The organism is Pseudomonas sp. Con_6, assembly GCF_059379395.1.
This window is the reverse complement of record NZ_CM182011.1, coordinates 3,835,990-3,853,420: the sequence shown is the minus strand read 5'-3', so window position 1 is coordinate 3,853,420 and position 17,431 is coordinate 3,835,990. Positions and strand designations below refer to the sequence as shown.

Below are 17,431 nucleotides of genomic sequence, written 5' to 3'. Positions count from 1 at the left end.
TGGCGTCTCCTCGAACAACGGTCTTCAGGCCTGTCAAAGCCGGTCGTTGCTGGACAACGACTGGAGAAGGCTAGGCAACCATTTTCAGGAGCGCAACGATCGAAAGGGCGGAAAAGTATGCTTGGGAAATTGCCTACATGAAAGTCGGAAGTAGTAGCAGTTTTGTAGGCCAATACAGCACCAGCCGTGCGCTTTCTATCCCACCCTCACCAGAAACCTCACCACTCCCACTCCATTCCCCCCACTTCCTCATACAGCCCGCGAATCCGCCGCAACGCCTGCCCATGCAGTTGCGACACCCGCGCCTTGCCCACCCCGAGCAGCCCCGCCAGTTCCGTGAAGCTCATCTGCTGGTAGTAATGCCCGACGATGATCTGCCGCTCCCGCTCCGGCAGGCGCTGTACCAGCAGGTCCAGGCTGTGGTCCTTGTCCTGTTGCACATATGCATTGAGTGGGTTGTTGTCCGGCGGGGTTTCATCGATCACGCCCAGTTCGAGGAAGTAGCCGAAGGCGAGGTCGACGGCGCTGTTGACCACCAGTTCGAAGTCGCTGTCGGTGGCCCGGAACTGCTGTTCACTGCCAATACCTTCCAGGCGCTCGCGGGCAATCGGGCGCTGATCCTTGATGTAGGCGGAAAGTCCCTGCAGCACCGCACCCTTGAGAAACGGTTCGGCATAGGTGCGAAAGCGCACCTGGCGCAGCGGGTCGAAGCCGTCGATGGCTTGCAACAGGCCCTGGGAGGTCAGGCTGAGGTAGTCGTGCCATTCCGCCAGGGGGTGCGGGTAGCGGTTGTAGTAGTAGCCGGCCACGGTGCGCGACCAGGCACTGTGGTGGAAGAACAGGCGCGTGCGGGTGTCGGCGTCGCGCAGGGCCAGCCACTGTTGCCAGAGCTGGCGTTCTTCGTCGCTGACAGCTGCACCGTGCAGCAGCAGGTCTTCCATGTCCGGCTCAGGCCACGCTGCGCACGAGGGTCTGGGTGATCAGCCCCCAGCCATCGATCAGCAGGAACAACATGATCTTCAGCGGCAGCGAGAGGGTGATCGGCGGCACCATGATCATGCCCAGGGACATGAGGATCGACGAGACGATCAGGTCGATGATCAGGAACGGCAGGAAGATCATGAAGCCGATCTGGAAGGCGATCTTCAGTTCGCTGAGCATGAACGCTGGCACCAGGTGCACCGGGGTGAGGTCGTCCACCGTGGCCGGCAGCGGCGCCTTGGCCAGTTCGTGGATCAGGCGCAGGTCGGATTCGTGGGTCTGCCGGACCATGAAGTCACGCACCGGCACCCAGCCTCGCTGCGCCGCCTGTTCGAGGGTCGCCTGCTGTTCGAGGAACGGCTTGACCCCGGCCTGGTAGGTGCTCTCCAGCGTCGGCGCCATGACGAACAGGGTGAGGAACAGGGCCAGGACGATCAGCACGATGTTCGGCGGGGTGGTTTGCAGGCCCAGGGCATGGCGCACCAGGGACAGCACCACGATGTTCCGGGTGAAGGTGGTCAGGGCGATCATGCCGAAGGGCAGCAGCGACAGCAGCGTGAGCATAGAGAACACGCTGACCGGCGAGCCCAGTGGAAACGGGGACAGATTTATTTCTCTCTGCTGTCCCAAGTAAAAAATAAATCTGTCCCCTTTTTCGCAGGACTTCAGCGGACTGGCGCCTGCCTTTATCGCCGTTGCTGAAATCGACCCGCTGCGCGATCACGGAGTGGCTTATGGGTAGGCGTTACGCGGTGCGGGTATCGAGGCACAGGTTCAGGTGGTCGCAGGCTTGGTGTACTCGGGATTACGGGCGTTCGGTGTAGAAAGCGTCGAGCGGCTGTGGGACCTTTTGGCAGCGAGGACGATGGCAAGCTGCTCCTGATCTCGTCCCGCTCACCTCGCATCAACTCAGGAGAACCACTGCTTCAGCGTTTCCTTCGCCTTGACCACATGTTCGTTCTTGATATGGCTGGCCGTCGCCGCCAGCGCAGCGCAAAGCACGCCGATATCGTCGCTGTAGCCCACCAACGGGGTGATGTCCGGAATCACGTCGATGGGCGAGATGAAGTAACCCAAGGCGCTGTATATCGTGGTCTTGGCCCAGGTAGGGGTATCGTTGTCGGTGGCGGCGTAATACATCTTCAGGGCCGGCTCCAGCGCGGCTTCGCCGGCGGACTTGGCGTATTTCTTGACCTTTTCCCAGAAAGAATCGTCGGAATAGTCTTTCTCATAGGCGCCGTCGGACATGGGTCACTTCCTTTTGTCTTGTTGTGGGCTATTCATTCGAGCGTTGGATGAATGATGGCTCGTGGCTACCCATCAGTTCAAGGTATTCCGGCTGGGACTGAAGTCCTCCAGCAGGTGTTGGCCATGTCACCGGTTTTTCCCGATCACCCCGACCATGTAGTCATTCAAATCGCGAAAGTCCTGAACCTTCCACTCGAACGGCGGCACTTTCACCCCGTTCTCACGCAGCGTTTTCGGGATCAGGTTGCCGTTGGGGCGAAGGATCACCGACGACACGATGACGCCCGGGTAGTCTTGCAGCCGCTTCTTGAACGCGGTGGTAGTCAGGTCGGGAGTCGGCGGCTTGCTCTTGTTGGCCAGCGGTCCTGTGCCCTTGATATCCGGCCCGTGGCACATGGCGCAGCGTTGCTGGTAGATGTTCTTGCCGTTGAGGTTGTCTGCCGGGGCGGGAGTTGCCTGGGCCAGTGAGAGGATGCCAAGCACGGCGACGAGTGCTGTTTTCATTGTTTTACGTCCTTGTTCGATACGTCGGGTGCGCGTTGTAGCGGAACAGGGCTTCTGCTTCAAGGGATGCCTGATCGATAATCGCAGTTTTTCGCGCAATACAAGGGTTGTCCATGCAACGCGAGCTGCTGACCACGACAAAAGAACACCTGTCGAACTCTCCGGCTTCGACCAGGCCCACATGCTCGAATGGCGGGGCAGGGCCGGGACTTCCGCCGCTTCGTGACCGAGGATATCGAGGCCAAACTGCGTGCTCAGGATGAGGGGGCCGAGCTGCTGTCGTTGCTGTGCACGCGCCAGCCAGCGTATGACGTGCGGGTGGGGGGAAGAATGCCGAAGGCAAGGCGATCCTGCACCGGTCTGCCGCAGTGTTTCCGCTGGTGGGGCGGGTTCGTTCTGGTGCCGGGCAGGTGTGGCGACTGGAGGTGGAATTGGGGTATAGCGGGCGGCGAAAAGGTGGGGATTCTAGCGTTTTCCCTGATGAATGAAGACTCGATGAAGCGCCTTCGTTAGTTGCTGCCGATCAATTTTCCTGTCACTGAAAGATGAGAGTGTGGCTCGCTCGGTTGCCGTTGGGGAACGGTTCTTGCTGAGCGCCAACGCAGTCCTCTTCTTTACAAGCCACGGAGGCTTTTCATGAGCGCGACCATCAACGTCGATCTGCCCATCAGCGTGCAAGCTACTGCCAACAACATCGTCGTTGTCGGCTTCGATGTTCATCTCGATCCGTCCGGAACCAGCGGCAATGTCAACTGGCCGTACACGTCTGCGGCAAATGGCGATGCCCCTGCCGGTGCCGTTGCGATCACGATCTTTGCCGATACGGTCACCGTGCACAGCGACCTGGTCAATATCGGCCAGGACATCTCCATCTTCGCCCGCGAGATCATCGTCAACCCCGGTGTCATCATCAACGTATCGGCTGCCGACACCTGGGTCGCCAACCCCATGATCAACAACTACACCATCTTCGATGGCGCGCCCAACCCGTCGCAGAATGGCGCCAATGGCGGGAACGGTTGCAATGCTGGCACGCTGACGCTGGCCGCGCAGCAATTCAGTGCATTGACCCCAGCACCCGCTTCCCAGTCCGATCTTGCCCGCCTGTCCAATACCGGGCAGCTCGTGGAGTCGTTGTTCGCGGGCATCTGGGCAGAAAGCACGCTCCTCGCGAAGTTCGAAAATATTCCGATCGAAGACTTGAGTTATGTCTTCCCCACCTATGACTTCTCCTTCACCTTCTGGGGCAAAACCTACGACCTCTATTTCGCGCTGGGGATCGAATTCACTGGGAACACCCTGTCCGGGGTGCAGAATTGCAGCAGCATCACCCGCTCGATCGACCCCTCCGACAATAGCATTACCATCGACCTGGAGTTCGGTCCGGTCCAACTGGCTTCACAAGACATGGTCGTCACGCTGGACGGCAACGCGGTGGACGCAACCATCGCTTGCACCTTCGTGCTTGGCATCTCGCTCAAGTTCACCCTTGGCAGTGACGGCATTACCCTCAGTCTGAGCAGCCTGACCGGCCCGAGCATTCAGGACGTCAATCTGGTCCTGCGCTGTGAAAGGCTCTACGGTGGCAGGCCGTTTTCCCTTGGCCCGTTTTTCACGGGCCCGATAGGCACCAGGCTGACGAACATCATCGCCCCGGCATTCCAGAACCTCCTGCCAGTCCTGGGCAATGCGTTTTCCGCTGCCTACTCTGCCGCACGCGCAGTCGGCGGAACCTTGCTGACCATGGCCAACGGTGGAGTAGGTGGGCGCGGCCAGGACGGTGGTCTGGGCGCACCGGGGGAGAACGGTGGCGACGGCGGCAGCAGTGGCAATGGCGGTGATGGTGGCGTGATCAATGTCTACGCGGGCAGCCTGCCGACGAGCTTCCTGCTGGCCATCGCCGCTGCCGGCTTCGGTGAACTGACGGCCTTGCCGGGCAACGGTGGCGATGGCAGCAACGGCAACGGGGTGCCTGGCTCGGCCGGGACGCCAGGCCAGAACGGAAAGGCCGGAGCGATCACGCTCAATGGCAGCGCCTATTCGTACCAGGAGACGCCCCCTCCCTTGGATTACAGCGCGTTTGCCGGGCAACTCTCGGTCGGCCAGCTGCTGCTGGAGGAGCAGGGCGCGAAACTGGCCTTCATTTCGGCCGACGTACCGGGCGATGACGTGCAGACCCTGGCCAATTACAACGCGGTGATTCCGCTCTATCAGTGGCTCGACGCCGTGACCGCGCCGTACCTGACGGGAAATCCCGGCAACCGTTCGCCGCAAGCCCTGGCCACTCTCCAGGGTATCAACGACGCGGCAACGACAGCCTTGTCCCGGCTGGTCGCCGGCTTGAGCTACTACGGAACACCGCTGACCTGGACGCCTGCCATGAGTGCCACCGCCTGGGACGACGAGATCAACGACCTGTTGCAGTACGGCGATATCCTGTCGACCCAGTACGCAAACGCGCTGACGGCTCAGAAGGACAACCAGGCACAGATCAACGCAGTCAACAACTCCAGCGCTACCGTCAACGCGCAGGTGAGCGCGATCGACAGCCAGGTCGCCAGCCTGCAAGGCAGTGTCACCACGCTCAGCGCGTCGATCGAGCAGATGAGCAGCCAGATCGATGCCCAGGTCAGCAAGATCACCAACGAGATCGACGCAGACGCTCAGGCCTATCTGGAAAGCATCGGTTCGGGATGCTCGCTCTCCGACCTCTTCGAGGTCCTCAAGGGCATCTATTCCGTGGTTTCCGGTGTCGCCAAGGCCGAGGAAGACATCGTCGGGGCTGCGACCAGCATCGGCAAAGGCTTGCAGGACATCTTCGACGCCAACAAGGATGCCATTGCCAACCTGCAGACGGCGGAGGCGAACGTCGCTTCCTTGCAGGCGGCCTGGGCAGCCCTGGAGAACGACCTCGGCGACAATGCTTCGGCAGGTGCCATCGCGATTGACGGCGACGCCTTCGACACCCTGGTAAACCAGACCTTCAGTGGCTACAGCTTCACCGCCCAACTGCTGGCCGACATGCAGGTGCTGGTCGTTCTCGGCCAGCATCGCAACATCGCTCGCACCACGCTGACCATCCAGGTCACGACCATCCTTAAACTGAATGCCGAGAAGGCCGAGCTCGAAAACTACCTCGAATACGTGCAGGCGATGACTGCCGCGTCGGTCGTGCCGGTCGAGCCGGAATATGTGCAGTTCCTGGCCAACAGCTACAACTATGCCGCCAACGGCATCGTCGACGTGATGTGGGAAATGAACCAGGCCCTGCAATACCAGACGGTTGCGCCCTCGGCGCTGCAGATCGACGCGATCGACATTGCCACCCTGAGCGCGAAACAGACCGCGCTTCGCACGCTGCTGGGGAGTGTGATCAACAAGCAGGCCAGTTCGTTCACCACGTTCACCGACGTGACCTATTCGATACCCCTTGCTGCCGGCTCGGCGGCGAGCAGCCAGCTGGCGGTGTCGAAACGGCTTGTATTCAGCGTGCCGAGCAGTGCCAATGAGCTGCTGTTCAATGGCGGTGGATCGACGACCCTCACCTCCGTCAGCGTGAACCTGGATGGGCTGACCGCCGCCAATGCCGGTTCGACGGTCAATATCGGTATCGGCCAGCTCGGTCCGGACAGCCGCTACAACGTGACTGCCGACACCTGGATGAGCTTCAGCCATGCACCGGTGACGACCGAATACCAGTACAACGTCAGCACCGGAGCGGCCCAGTTCACGGGATCCTTTGCCAGCGGCGCCGACTACAACGGCGTCAGTCCCTTCGCGTACTGGGTACTGGACTTCAACTCGGATCTCAACGACTGGATCGACTGGAGCCAGGTGCAGTCGATCACCCTCGGCTTTGCCGGCTCGCTGCAACCCAAGGCCGAGCCGCTGAAGAGGAACGAGGCATAACGGCCGTTACAGCCCGTAGCCCTTGAACAGGGTTACGGGACCTCATCGCGAGCAACGCCCGCTCTCACAAGGTCGGTGCCGACATTGAACCCTGTGGGAGCGGACGTTGCCCGCGATGAGGCCGGTACTACCAGCAGCAAATCCTGCCTCAGGTCGCTACCCGCGAAGTCGACCCGATCACCCCCTCCAGCACCCTGAAATCAATCCATTCCCGCACATCGAAATGCCGCGGTATGAACTGCCAGCGATACAGAAAATCAGTGAAATCCTGCAACGCCCCGATCGACCGGCTGTCCAGCGTTGTCCGCAGTCGCCGATGGGCATCCTCGCCATAGGCCGCCGCCACCCAGTACTCACTGGTATTCAACTCCCGCGCCAGATACCGCCGGGTCTCGTCCGGATTGGCCCAGGCCCATTGCTCCGTCCGCAGCAACACATCGACGATGCGCTTGCAGGCGCCGAAGTGATGTTCCAGCAGGTGGGTGTCCACGGTCAGGGTCCGCGGCGTGCCGTTGTTGGCGCGTACCAACGGATCCGGGTGCGAGCCGGTGTCGATCACCACGTGCAGCCCCAGCTCATAGGCCAGTTGCAGCGCCGTGGCGCCCTTGAGGAAGATGGCGTCGATATCGCCACGCAACAGACCAATCAACTCGTTGTTGCGCCGACTGATGCGCGTGCCGCCGAGGTACACCCCGGAGCCATGCACCTGGGTGATCTGCTCGTCGCTGTGGGTGCCACCGTAGGGGTAGTCCACCAGCTCGACATCGGACACGGCCAGGCCTTCCAGCCGCAGCGCATTTTCCAGCCCGCGCAGAGCCTGGGCTCGGGTGAAGTCGATTTGCACGTTGGCCCATTTCGGCAGGCCGAAACGGCGGTTCTTCAAATCGCGGACGGTTTTCACGCCGCTTTCGGCGGTGGTCAGGATCAACTGCACTTCATCTGCCCAGCTCAAGCCCAGCACACGGGTCTGCACCCCGGCTGAATAGGCCCAGATCGCCGGGATATTGCCGCCATGACGGACCGAATTGGGCAGGTGGTGGTCGTAGTGAGCCTCGCGGACTTCCCGTTCGCTGGATTCGCGCAGCGACTGGATCGAGGTGCCCAGCGGCGCGAAGGCTTCGGCCAGGCGCCCGCTCTGCACGGCGATGCCGAGGCCGGTGGGCACCGGGCTGTGGGTGTACCAGAGGGTGTCGAGGGGTGTGCTCATGGGGTGATCGGGTCCTTGAAGGATGGCCGGTTGTCCGGCCAGTGGGAGGAACGGTCCATGTCAGGCGCTGGCCTTCAGCGCCGGGGCAGGGCGCTCGCGCAGCAGCGGCAGGACTTCCTGGCCGATGCGCAGGGCTTCTTCCAGGTGCGGGTTGCCGGCGAGGATGAAGGTGGAGAAACCGGCGTCGCGGTACTCGGCCAGGCGCTCGGCGATGTTCTGGTGGCTGCCCACCAGGCCTACGGTGGGGCCGGGCTTGGCCTTGGCGAAACCGGCCCAGAGGTTGGGGCCGAGGATCAGGTCGTCGAAGCCCTGGATGTTCTGGTGGTAGGCGGTCTGCCGCGCTGCGCCGACCGAGTCGCTGGCGCGGGTGAAGGCGCTGGAAACCGCGCTGGGCTTGCCCTCCAGGCGCTCGAACTGGCGGCGCAGGTCGGCCCAGGCGGCTTCCTCGGTCTCGCGGGCGAAGAGGTCGACGCGCAGGCCGAAACGCACGCTGCGGCCTTGCTTGTCGGCCAGTTCGCGGACCCGGTCGATATGCGGCTTGAGCTTGTCCACCGGCTCGGCCCAGTTCAGGTAGACATCGGCGTGGCGGGCGGCGACGTCCAGGGCGGGGTCGGAGAAGCCGGAAAAGTACACGCCCGGCTTGCGTTCGTTGCCCAGGCCTGGTGGCAGGGCGCCGTTCTCCAGGCGGTAGATGTCGCCTTCGTAGCTGAAGCGCTCGTTGTTCCACAGGCCATCGATGATGTCGAGGAACTCGCCGGTGCGCTGGTAGCGCTGGTCGTGGTCGAGGAAGTCGCCCTGGGCACGCTGGCTGGCGGGGTTGCCGCCGGTGATGATGTTCCAGTCCAGGCGGCCATGGCTCAGGTGCTGGAGGATCGCGGCCTGTTGCGCGGCGTAGGCGGGCAGGGTCCAGGTGGCCTGGAAGGCGATAAGGAAACGCAGGCGCCTGGTTTCCCGGGCCAGGGCCGCTGCGACTATCCACGGCTCGGGGCCGGTGGGCAGCAGGGCGCCTTCGAAGCCGGCCAGCTCGGCGGCCTTGGCCACCTGGGCGATGTAGTCGATGTAGGTGAAGCCGTCCGGGCTGCCATCGGCCAGCAGGCCCGGAGCGATATGGCCGTGGCGCGCGGCGAAGCTGCCGCGGTTGTGCTTGTCGGTGGTGAGCTGCGGGCCGTCGGTGCCCAGGGGCAGGCGCCAGAAGAATTCGGTGCTCATGGGTGGTCCTCTGTGAGTGTGAAAGCAGTTTTGCAACCGGCATGCCACGGTGTGTCAGTGAGGGCCTCATCGCGGGCAACGCCCGCTCCCACAAGGTTCGCGGTGGCCACCGGTCTCTGTGGGAGCGGGCGTTGCCCGCGATGAGGCCAGTGAAATCACCCCAGGCTGCTGCCTGGGCAGCACCCCGCAAGCAACCACTGTTGCCGTTCAGTCATGCACGGCCAGCGCTTCATAGCTGCGGTACAGCGCCGAGTAGGCGCCATCCGCCGCCAGCAACTGCGCATGACTCCCTTGCTCCTGCACCCGCCCCTGGCGAATCACCACGATCCGATCCGCATCCCGGATCGTCGCCAGCCGATGGGCGATGATGATCGCCGTCCGCCCCTCGCACAGCCGCCTTAGCGCCCGCTGGATGCGCCGCTCGGTATGCACGTCCACCGCCGACGTCGCCTCGTCCAGCACCAGTACCGCCGGATTGGCCAGATACGCCCTCACCAGGCACACCAGTTGCCGCTGTCCATGACTGAGGTGACTGCCCAGCGTCCCCACCTGGGTCGCGTACTGGTGCGGCAAACGCTCCAGCACCTCATCCGCCCCCAGCTCCCGCGCCGCAGCGATCAGGCTGGCATCGTCCGCCCCCGGCGCGGCGAGGCGCAGGTTGTCGAGGATGCTGCCGGCGAACAGCACGTTGTCCTGCAGCACCACGCCCACATGCCGGCGCAACTGCTGCTGGCTGAGCTGGCGGATATCCACGCCATCCAGCTTCACGGCGCCGTCGTTCACCTCGTAGAAGCGGGTCAGCAACTGCACCAGCGTGCTCTTGCCATGTCCGGACGGCCCGACGATGGCCAGCACCTCGCCGGCGCGGATGCGCAGGTCGAGGCCGTCGATCACTGGCCGCTCGGCATCGCGCTGGTAGGCGAAGCGCACCCGGTCGAAATGCACCTCGCCCTGCACCCGGGGCAGCGGCAGCGGGCGGGGTGGGTCGAGGATTTCCGGTGCGGTGTCCAGCAGCAGGAAGATCCGCTGCGCCGAGGCCGAGCCGGTGGCGTAGCGCTCGAACAGGTCGGTCAGTTCCTGCAGCGGCCCGAGGAACAGCATCACGTAGAACAGGCTCTCGCCGATCTGCCCGACGGTGACCGTGCCCTGGGCCAGCGAGTAGCCGCCCACCAGTACCAGCACCGCCATGCCCGCGGCGGCGAGCAGGGCGGTGAACGGCGCGAACCAGCCGGAGCGCAGGCTGCCGGTGATCAGCGCGTCGTTGAACTCGTCGAGCAGTTGCCGGTAGCGCCGCTGGTTGTCGTCCTGGCGCCCGCTCTGCTGCAACAGGCGCACACCGCTGACGCTCTCGACAAGGTGCGCGGTGAAGCGGCTGCGCTGCTCCGCGACCTTGGCCCAGTTGCGCTGGGCCACGCGCTTGAATGCCCAGGTGGCGAGGAACAGCAACGGCACGCTGCCGATCAGCGCGGCGAAGAACAGCGGTTCGATCAGCCACAGCATCAGCGCCGCCAGGCTGCAGCGCAGCAGGGCGCCGAGCAGTTCCGGAGGGCCCTGGATCAGCAGCGGTTCGAGGGCGTCGACGTCGCGGTCGGCGCGGGACAGGATGCGCCCGGCGCGGGTACGGTCGAAGTAGCCGATGCTCAGCGCCTGGACATGGGCGAACACCCGCACCCGCAACTGGTTCAGCACCTCGATGGCCGCACTGCCGGCGAGGTATTGCGACACCCCGGCCAGCAGGAAGCGCCCGAGCCAGCTGGCGGCCAGCCCGGCACCGAGCCACAGCACCAGCGGCAGGTCGAGCAGCCAGGCGTTGCCGTCGTGGAGCAGGCCGCGGTCCAGTAGCTCGCGGACGAACCACGGACGCAGGAACACGGTGAACACCAGCACCAGCTCCAGGCCGATGACCCAGGCGACCTGGCGGCGCACCGGCTTCAACAGCGGCAGCAGGCGGCGCAGCATGCTGCGGTCCAGGGCCTTCTTTGCCAGCCGCTCCTCGATCTCGATATCGCTCATGGCAGTGTTGCCGGCGTTCTTACTCATGCTCGATCCCCAGCAGGTCACGGTAGGCCGGGTTGCGCCGGCGCAGTTGCTCATGGGGGCCGCTGTCGACGATGCGACCCTGGTCCAGCAGCAGCACGCGGTCGGCGCGCTCGACGGTGGAGGCCTTGCTGGCGATCAGCAGCAGGGTCGGGCCACCGGGGCGACGCAGGTTGTCCAGCACGTGGCGCTCGCTGATGGCGTCGAGGGCGCTGGTGGCGTCGTCCAGGCACAGCAGGTCGGGCGCGGCGAGCAGGGCGCGGGCCAGGCACAGGCGTTGGCGCTGGCCGCCGGAGAGGGTGACGCCGCGATCCCCCAGCGGGCTGTCGAGGCCGTGGGGCAGGCGTTCGAGGATGTCGTCGGCACTGGCCCGGTGCAGGGCGTCGAGCAGTTCGGCGTCGCTGGCCTGGGGCGCGGCGAGGCGCAGGTTGGCGGCCAGGGTGTCGGCGAACAGGAAGCTCTCCTGGGGCAGCACGTGCACGCGGCGGCGCAGTTCGGCGAGGTCGACGCCGCGCACGTCCTGCCAGCCGCCCCGGGCATTGCCCACCAGCACCTGGCCGCTGTCGGCGTCGGTCAGGCGCGGCAGCAGGCTGGCCAGCAGGCTCTTGCCGGTGCCGGTGGCGCCGACCAGGGCGACGACCTCACCGGGTGCCAGGCTCAGCGAGCATTGGCGCAGGATGTCGCGCTCGCTGCCGGGCGCGGTGACGCTGACTTCATCCAGCTTCAGGCCCAACGAACCCGCCGGCAGGTGCCGCGGGCCGCTCTCGATCTGCGACGGCGCATCCAGCAGTTGCCAGATCCTTCCGGCCGAGGCGCGGGCATCGGCGAAGGTCTGCATCACCCGGCCAATGCCCTCGATACGAAACACCAAGGTGGTGGCGATCAGCAGCGAGGTCACCAGCTCACCGATGCCGATGCGCCCGGCAGCCACCAGTTGCGCGCCGATCACCAGGATCCACACATGCCCCAGGGCCACCACCGCCTGCGGCAGCGGGATGCGCGAACTGGCCCATTTCAGGGCCTGGCGCGCGAGCCCGGTAAACTCGCCGACCTGCGCGGCGAAGCCGTCGATGCGTTGCTGTTGCAAGCCGAACGACTTGATCACCCGCACCGCGCCGATACCTTCGGCCAGGTCCTGGTTGACCCGGTCATAGGCGGCGCCCACCGCCCGGTCCAGCTCCACCAGGCGTTCGGTCTGCAGCACGAAGATGTACAGGCCCAGCAAGGTCAGCAACAGCGGACCGAGGGCCAGCAGCGGGTGATACCAGCCAAGCAGGCCGACGGTGGCCAGCACCACCAGCGGGGTTTCCACCAACTGGCGCCAGAAGCTCACCAGGGCATCGCGGACCTTGTCGGCATCGCGGGTGGTGCGAGTGACGATCTCGCCCATGCCGTGCTGCCAGTGGTAGCCCAGGTGCAGGCGTAGCACCTGTTCGAGGATGCGCTCGCGCAGCCGGGTCAGCAGCTCCTGGCCGAGGATCAGCGAGCCCAGGCCGGCGAAGTACTGCAGCACAGCGCGGCCAAGCGCAACGGCGAGGATGGCCCAGAACCAGTGCCAGGCCACCTGGCCGTCCAGCGCGCCGTCGTCGAGGCGGCGCACCGCGACCCCGGCAGTAACGTCGTTGAGGGCATGGCCGATCAGCCATTGCTGCCAGACCAGCCCCAGGTTGATAAGCACGAACAGCCCGGCGACCAGGGCGAAACGCCAGGGCATTTCGCGGTAGATCGCCAGGCTGCGCAGCAGCGGATGTCGATGGTTCATGAAGGACTCGAAACGGGACGTAGAAACGCGCGGGTGGACCCGCGCGATGGATTCAGCGGCTGGCACCGGCCTTCTGTTTGGCGGTGAGGATCGCGGTGTACTCGCCCGGATCGACGCCGTTGAGGTAGTAGTTGCCGACATGGTGCAGGCGCCAGCGGATCGGGTCGTGAGTGGTGTGGACCCGGGCGTTGCGCCAGAAACGATCGAGGTTCCACTTGCTCAGGGACGCGCTGGCGCCGAGCAGGGAGAAGATGTCACTGGAAATCTTCAGCGAGGCGCCGTCGGAGTGGGCGCGGGCGGTGGCCACCGCGAGGATCAGTTCGTCCTGCAGCGTCTTGTTCTCCGGGTCGCGCTCGTGGGCGTCGAAGGTCCGCGCGGCATCGCGCAGCAGTGACTCGGCGGCGCGCAGGGCCACGGCGTATTCGCCGATCTGGCGGATGATATGCGGCTCGTCGCTGGCCCGTTCCACCTCGCTCTCCACCCACGGCCGCGCATGCTGGTTGAGGTAGTCGATACCGGCCTGCAGGGCGCCGGCGGCGATGCCGGTGTCGATGGCGGCATGGAGGATCTGCGGGAAGGTCAGCCCGGTGCGCTTCATCGGGCCCTGGCGGCGCAGGACGTAGCGCTCGTCCAGTTCGATATTGTCGAAGCGCACGGTGCCGCTCACCGAGTTGTGCTGGCCGAAGGCGTCCCAGTCGTCCACCAGGGTCAGGCCCGGGGTGTCACGGTGCAGCAGCACGCCGGCGCCGCCGTCGTCGCTGGCGGCGGTCAGGGAAATCCACTCGGCCAGGTAGGAGCCGGTGGAGTAGAACTTGCTGCCGTTGAGCACCAGCACGCCGTCCTCGCGGCGCTCGACCCGGGTCTTGAGGGCGAACTTGTTCTTGCCGCCCACTTCCGCCAGGGCATTGCCCAGGCGCTTGCCGGCCAGCAGGTCGCCGACCAGACGCTGGCGCACCTCGTCCGGATAACCGTTGAGCACGCCGCGCAGCATCACGTTGTGGATCTGCAGCAACTGGCCGACGCCGCCATCGGCACGGGAAATGATCCGTACCGTCTCGACGATGGTTTCCACCGAGGCGCCGAGGCCGCCATCGGCGCGGGGCACGCCGATGGCGGTCAGGCCGCTGCTGGACAGCAGTTCGGCCTGGCGCCGGGGCAGGGTGCGGTTGTTTTGCGGATCGGCGGCGAGGGCGGCGATCTCGCCGGCCACTTCATGGGCGACGGTAATGGCCTGGGCTTCGCTTTCCAGGCGGCGGGGCAGGGTAGTCACGATAACGCTTCCTTGAATGAACAGGTGCGCGGCTCGGAGCAGGTTCTGTGCCAGTGGCCTGGAGGCCTTGAGATACGTGGCTTTCAGCGATTTTCAAGAGGCTGGTTGCTGCTCCAGCAGCAGTCCGCGGCCGGTTGTTGCTCAGGCAGCAGCAATGACGCTGGGCGGGTGCTGGCAGATCAGCAGTCTGCATCCGGTGATAGGTATAAAACTCAATGAAATCAGTGGTTTGACGACTTGGCACGGGCGCTGCAATAGCCCTGGCAAAGGCCACCTGGCCCCTTCGATCCCCTGATGGAGTCCACCCATGTCACTCGCTGCTACCTTGCCGCTGCCCAGCGCGGCGCCCCTGGAGCAACTCTGGTTCACCCGCTGCCCGGTTCCCACCGCGTCCGGCATCGCCTACACCCTTGGCTGGCTTGGCGAAGAGTTCGCCGCCGATGGCCTGCCGGTGCTGACCCTGCAGGAAGCCCGGCAGCTCGGCCATCACCACTACGATCACCAGTTGCCCGGACTGTTTCGCGAGGGCGGCAACGTCCCGGCCCTGGCCGCCCGCGCTGCCGGTTCGCCAAGCCGCCTGATCGGCCTGACCTGGATCGAGGAATGGCAGACCATCCTCGTGCGTCCCGGCTCCGGCATCCGTAGCGCCGCCGACCTCAAGGGCAAGCGCCTGGCCCTGCCGGCCTGGGGGCCGAACCGTCCCGGCAGCATCGCCCGGGCCATGAGCCTGCACGGCTACAAGGGCGCGTTGAGCCTGGCAGGCCTGGGCTTCGACGACGTGACCCTGGTGCAAGTGCCGCTGCACGACCAGGAACAGGCGCCGAACCCCAACGAAGGCCTGCAACGCCTGTGGTCGGGCCTCGACTATCTGGTCCGTGGAGAAGTCGACGCGGTCTACGTCAAGGGCGCTTCCGCCGCCGACGCCGCGCGCCGCCTGGGCCTGGAAGTGGGCATCGACCTGGACCAGATCGAAGACCCGCGCTACCGCATCAACAACGGCACGCCACGGCCGATCACCGTCCACCAGAGCCTGCTCGACGAGCATTTCGACCTGGTGGTGCGCTTCCTCGCCCAGACCTTGCGTGCCGCCGAGTGGGCCCGTGACAACCGCGAAGGCGTGCTGCGCATCCTCCAGGACGAGACCCGTGCCGGTGCCCAGGGCGTGGACGAAGCCTACCGCGGCGACTTCCACACCACCCTGGCTCCGGACCTCTCCGAGCAGCGCCTGGCCTTCCTCGATATCCAGAAGACCTTCCTCAACCTGCATGGCTTCCTCGAAGCCGATTTCGACCTCGCCGAGTGGGTCGATCATCGCCCGCTGCAAGCCGCCCGCGAACTGCTCGCCCAACGCACCCAGGACAAGGACCTCTGAGATGACCGTACTGACCACCGAAAACCTGATCGACGCCGAACTGAAGGACTTCGTCGAGGCCGTCACCCATGAAGCCGGCGAGGCCTTCCGCGTCTACCGCGAGACCAACACCATCACCGCCAACGGCACCGTCGGCTTCATCGAGCGCGTGCCGGGCCGCGACCTGCTGGTGTCGGTGAACTACCCGGGCCCGTGGAACCATCACAAACCGCTGAAGGCCAGCGTCACCGACTTCGCCGGCAACCTGCTGCTGGGCCAGGGCAAGGGCGGCCTCAACCGCTACACCCGGCTGTTCCAGCAGCAGCCGCAGATCACCACCGTGTCCCATGTGCACAGCCCGTACCTCGGCGCCTGGGCCCAGACCCAGCGCACCCTGCCGTTCCACTACGTGCCGGTGCAGCGCTTCCAGCTGGCCCGCGAGTTGCCGGTGTACATCGACCGCCGCCAGGACGAGGTGGACTTCATCCTCGACAGCCTGGCGGAAAACCCCTTCACCCCGGCCATCCTCGAAGCCAACGGCGGCGCCACCGTGTGGGGCACCCAGGGCCTGCGCCACACGGCCGAGTTCATCCTGCTGCTGGAGGAGGGCGCGCAACTGCAACTGCTGGCCGAATCCCTCGGTGGTTCGCGCCCTTATGGCCCGGGCGTGCTGACCCAGCAATGGACCATGAGCAAGCTGCTCGACCAGGCCCGCGAACTCGGCCTGGTGCCAGCCAACGACAGCCCTCGCGCATAAGGACATCCGATCATGGCAGTGAAGATTCTCTGGTACCTCACCAGTCCCGATGGTCCCTATCCGTGGGAAGAACAGGGCCGCTGGCTGACCGACTTCAACCACCTCAAGCAGCTTGCCGTGAGCGCCGATCGCCTCGGCTACTACGGCTCCCTGCTGGGCACCAGCCCCAACGAAAGCCTGACCGTGGCCGCGTCCCTGATCGACGCCACCGAGCGCCTGCGCTTCCTGGTGGCGCAGCACCCGGGCGAGGTCTCGCCGGCGGTGCTGGCCAAGTGGGCGCTGACCTTCGACGAGTTCTCCAACGGCCGCCTGCTGTTCAACGTGGTCAATGGCAGCGATGCCGGCCTGGCGACCCTGGGCGTGCATTACCCGCACGACGAGCGTTACCAGTTCAGCCTCGAATACTGGCGTGCGTTCCAGTCCATCTACGCCGGCAGCACCGAGGGCTACGATGGCCGGTTCGTCAAGCTGGCGCCGCGTCCGGCCGCTGCCGCACGCCATCCGCTGGGTGGCTGGCATCCGCCGAAGCGCCTGTCGGTGCCGCTGTGGGGCGCTGGCACTTCCGATCCGGGCGTTGCCCACTCGGTGCAGTTGCTCGATGTCTACCTGAGCTTCGCCGACACGCCCCCCAAGCTTGGTGCCAAGTTCCGCAAGGTGGCCGCCGAGGCGGCGAAGATCGGTCGTGAGCTGACCTACGGCACGCGCCTGCAGATCATCGTCCGCGAAACCGAGGAAGAAGCCTGGGCCCACGCCCAGAAACTGCTGGACAACACCTCGCTGGCCACCGCCCGCGCCGCCATCGAACGGCAGTTGCCGCCGGGGCAGACCCTGGACAGCTTCCACAGCGACGACCCGCGCATCCAGGCCAATGTCCAGGCGATCCGCGAAGGCCGCTTGCCCAAGGCCCGCGACCTGGAAATCTACCCGAACGTATGGACCGGCCCGAGCCTGTTCGGCTTCAACCTGCTGGGGCCGGCCGCCGGCACCTACCTGGTGGGCAGCGCCGAGCAGGTGGCCGGGCGCATTCGCGAGTACGAGGCCCAGGGCACCAGCGCCTTCATCCTCTCCGGCTTCCCGCTGATCGATGAAGCACACCGGGTCGCCGACCTGCTGTTCCCCTTGCTCGACCTGGACCACGGCTTCGAGGTTCCGCGCCTCAAGGCCCGCACGACGGCCGAACCGGCCTAAGGAAAGAC

14 protein-coding genes are annotated in these 17,431 nt (G+C 65.2%); 5 read left to right on the top strand and 9 right to left on the bottom strand.

The window, feature by feature from the left end:
• Window positions 1-218: 218 nt before the first annotated feature.
• Both AC5QPF_RS17120 and fliP read right to left on the bottom strand, forming a co-directional pair.
• Entirely contained in the window at window positions 219-941 is a 723-nt protein-coding gene (locus tag AC5QPF_RS17120) for a sigma-70 family RNA polymerase sigma factor (RefSeq protein WP_494959020.1), read from the bottom strand.
• Window positions 942-948: 7 nt separating this feature from the next.
• A complete protein-coding gene (gene fliP / locus AC5QPF_RS17115) occupies window positions 949-1,545 on the bottom strand; it encodes a flagellar type III secretion system pore protein FliP (protein WP_494959019.1) in 597 nt (198 codons plus the stop codon).
• A gap of 73 nt (window positions 1,546-1,618) precedes the next feature.
• Here fliP and AC5QPF_RS17110 point away from each other — a divergent pair, with 73 nt between their 5' ends.
• Window positions 1,619-1,723, top strand: coding sequence for an alpha/beta hydrolase fold domain-containing protein (locus AC5QPF_RS17110; protein WP_494964193.1), 105 nt, complete (start codon window positions 1,619-1,621; stop codon window positions 1,721-1,723).
• 167 nt (window positions 1,724-1,890) lie between these two features.
• On the opposite strand, the gene AC5QPF_RS17105 is transcribed toward AC5QPF_RS17110, so the two are convergent.
• Both AC5QPF_RS17105 and AC5QPF_RS17100 read right to left on the bottom strand, forming a co-directional pair.
• Window positions 1,891-2,229 (bottom strand): DUF1232 domain-containing protein, encoded by a 339-nt coding sequence (locus tag AC5QPF_RS17105; protein WP_494959018.1) that lies wholly within the window; start codon window positions 2,227-2,229, stop codon window positions 1,891-1,893.
• Between the two features lie 126 nt (window positions 2,230-2,355).
• On the bottom strand, window positions 2,356-2,733 hold the full coding sequence (locus AC5QPF_RS17100) for a c-type cytochrome (protein ID WP_494959017.1): 378 nt from the start codon (window positions 2,731-2,733) through the stop codon (window positions 2,356-2,358).
• Window positions 2,734-3,369: 636 nt separating this feature from the next.
• Here AC5QPF_RS17100 and AC5QPF_RS17095 point away from each other — a divergent pair.
• Entirely contained in the window at window positions 3,370-6,642 is a 3,273-nt protein-coding gene (locus AC5QPF_RS17095) for a hypothetical protein (RefSeq protein ID WP_494959016.1), read from the top strand.
• A gap of 148 nt (window positions 6,643-6,790) precedes the next feature.
• On the opposite strand, the gene AC5QPF_RS17090 is transcribed toward AC5QPF_RS17095, so the two are convergent.
• The 5 genes from AC5QPF_RS17090 to AC5QPF_RS17070 form a co-directional block, all read right to left on the bottom strand.
• On the bottom strand, window positions 6,791-7,849 hold the full coding sequence (locus tag AC5QPF_RS17090; protein ID WP_494959015.1) for an ABC transporter substrate-binding protein: 1,059 nt from the start codon (window positions 7,847-7,849) through the stop codon (window positions 6,791-6,793).
• 60 nt (window positions 7,850-7,909) lie between these two features.
• A complete protein-coding gene (locus AC5QPF_RS17085) occupies window positions 7,910-9,058 on the bottom strand; it encodes an LLM class flavin-dependent oxidoreductase (protein ID WP_494959014.1) in 1,149 nt (382 codons plus the stop codon).
• A 207-nt stretch (window positions 9,059-9,265) separates the two neighbouring features.
• On the bottom strand, window positions 9,266-11,098 hold the full coding sequence (locus tag AC5QPF_RS17080) for an ABC transporter transmembrane domain-containing protein (RefSeq protein WP_494959013.1): 1,833 nt from the start codon (window positions 11,096-11,098) through the stop codon (window positions 9,266-9,268).
• Window positions 11,091-12,857 (bottom strand): ABC transporter transmembrane domain-containing protein, encoded by a 1,767-nt coding sequence (locus tag AC5QPF_RS17075; protein ID WP_494959012.1) that lies wholly within the window; start codon window positions 12,855-12,857, stop codon window positions 11,091-11,093. Before AC5QPF_RS17075 ends, AC5QPF_RS17080 begins: the two co-directional genes overlap by 8 nt.
• Window positions 12,858-12,909: 52 nt before the next feature.
• Entirely contained in the window at window positions 12,910-14,127 is a 1,218-nt protein-coding gene (locus AC5QPF_RS17070; RefSeq protein ID WP_494959011.1) for an acyl-CoA dehydrogenase family protein, read from the bottom strand.
• A 307-nt stretch (window positions 14,128-14,434) separates the two neighbouring features.
• Here AC5QPF_RS17070 and AC5QPF_RS17065 point away from each other — a divergent pair, with 307 nt between their 5' ends.
• Genes AC5QPF_RS17065 through AC5QPF_RS17055 form a run of 3 tightly spaced genes read left to right on the top strand, consistent with a single transcriptional unit; the run spans window position 14,435 to window position 17,423 of the window.
• Window positions 14,435-15,499, top strand: a complete 1,065-nt coding sequence (locus AC5QPF_RS17065; protein WP_494959010.1) for an ABC transporter substrate-binding protein — start codon at window positions 14,435-14,437, stop codon at window positions 15,497-15,499.
• Window position 15,500: 1 nt separating this feature from the next.
• Window positions 15,501-16,235 carry a class II aldolase/adducin family protein gene (locus AC5QPF_RS17060; RefSeq protein WP_494959009.1) on the top strand — a complete coding sequence of 245 codons (735 nt, stop codon included), beginning with the start codon at window positions 15,501-15,503 and terminating at the stop codon, window positions 16,233-16,235.
• 12 nt (window positions 16,236-16,247) lie between these two features.
• The gene (locus tag AC5QPF_RS17055) at window positions 16,248-17,423 is read left to right on the top strand and encodes an LLM class flavin-dependent oxidoreductase (protein ID WP_494959008.1); all 1,176 of its coding nucleotides are present in this window, start codon (window positions 16,248-16,250) and stop codon (window positions 17,421-17,423) included.
• Window positions 17,424-17,431: the final 8 nt, after the last annotated feature.

What these genes read in the sequence shown, in the direction of transcription:
- AC5QPF_RS17120 (WP_494959020.1), bottom strand. Translation starts at nt 941, where the DNA reads ATGGAAGACCTGCTGCTGCACGGTGCAGCTGTCAGCGACGAAGAACGC.
- AC5QPF_RS17075 (WP_494959012.1), bottom strand. Translation starts at nt 12,857, where the DNA reads ATGAACCATCGACATCCGCTGCTGCGCAGCCTGGCGATCTACCGCGAA.
- AC5QPF_RS17055 (WP_494959008.1), top strand. Translation starts at nt 16,248, where the DNA reads ATGGCAGTGAAGATTCTCTGGTACCTCACCAGTCCCGATGGTCCCTAT.
- AC5QPF_RS17085 (WP_494959014.1), bottom strand. Translation starts at nt 9,058, where the DNA reads ATGAGCACCGAATTCTTCTGGCGCCTGCCCCTGGGCACCGACGGCCCG.
- AC5QPF_RS17095 (WP_494959016.1), top strand. Translation starts at nt 3,370, where the DNA reads ATGAGCGCGACCATCAACGTCGATCTGCCCATCAGCGTGCAAGCTACT.
- AC5QPF_RS17105 (WP_494959018.1), bottom strand. Translation starts at nt 2,229, where the DNA reads ATGTCCGACGGCGCCTATGAGAAAGACTATTCCGACGATTCTTTCTGG.
- AC5QPF_RS17060 (WP_494959009.1), top strand. Translation starts at nt 15,501, where the DNA reads ATGACCGTACTGACCACCGAAAACCTGATCGACGCCGAACTGAAGGAC.
- AC5QPF_RS17100 (WP_494959017.1), bottom strand. Translation starts at nt 2,733, where the DNA reads ATGAAAACAGCACTCGTCGCCGTGCTTGGCATCCTCTCACTGGCCCAG.
- AC5QPF_RS17090 (WP_494959015.1), bottom strand. Translation starts at nt 7,849, where the DNA reads ATGAGCACACCCCTCGACACCCTCTGGTACACCCACAGCCCGGTGCCC.
- AC5QPF_RS17080 (WP_494959013.1), bottom strand. Translation starts at nt 11,098, where the DNA reads ATGAGTAAGAACGCCGGCAACACTGCCATGAGCGATATCGAGATCGAG.
- AC5QPF_RS17065 (WP_494959010.1), top strand. Translation starts at nt 14,435, where the DNA reads ATGTCACTCGCTGCTACCTTGCCGCTGCCCAGCGCGGCGCCCCTGGAG.
- fliP (WP_494959019.1), bottom strand. Translation starts at nt 1,545, where the DNA reads ATGCTCACGCTGCTGTCGCTGCTGCCCTTCGGCATGATCGCCCTGACC.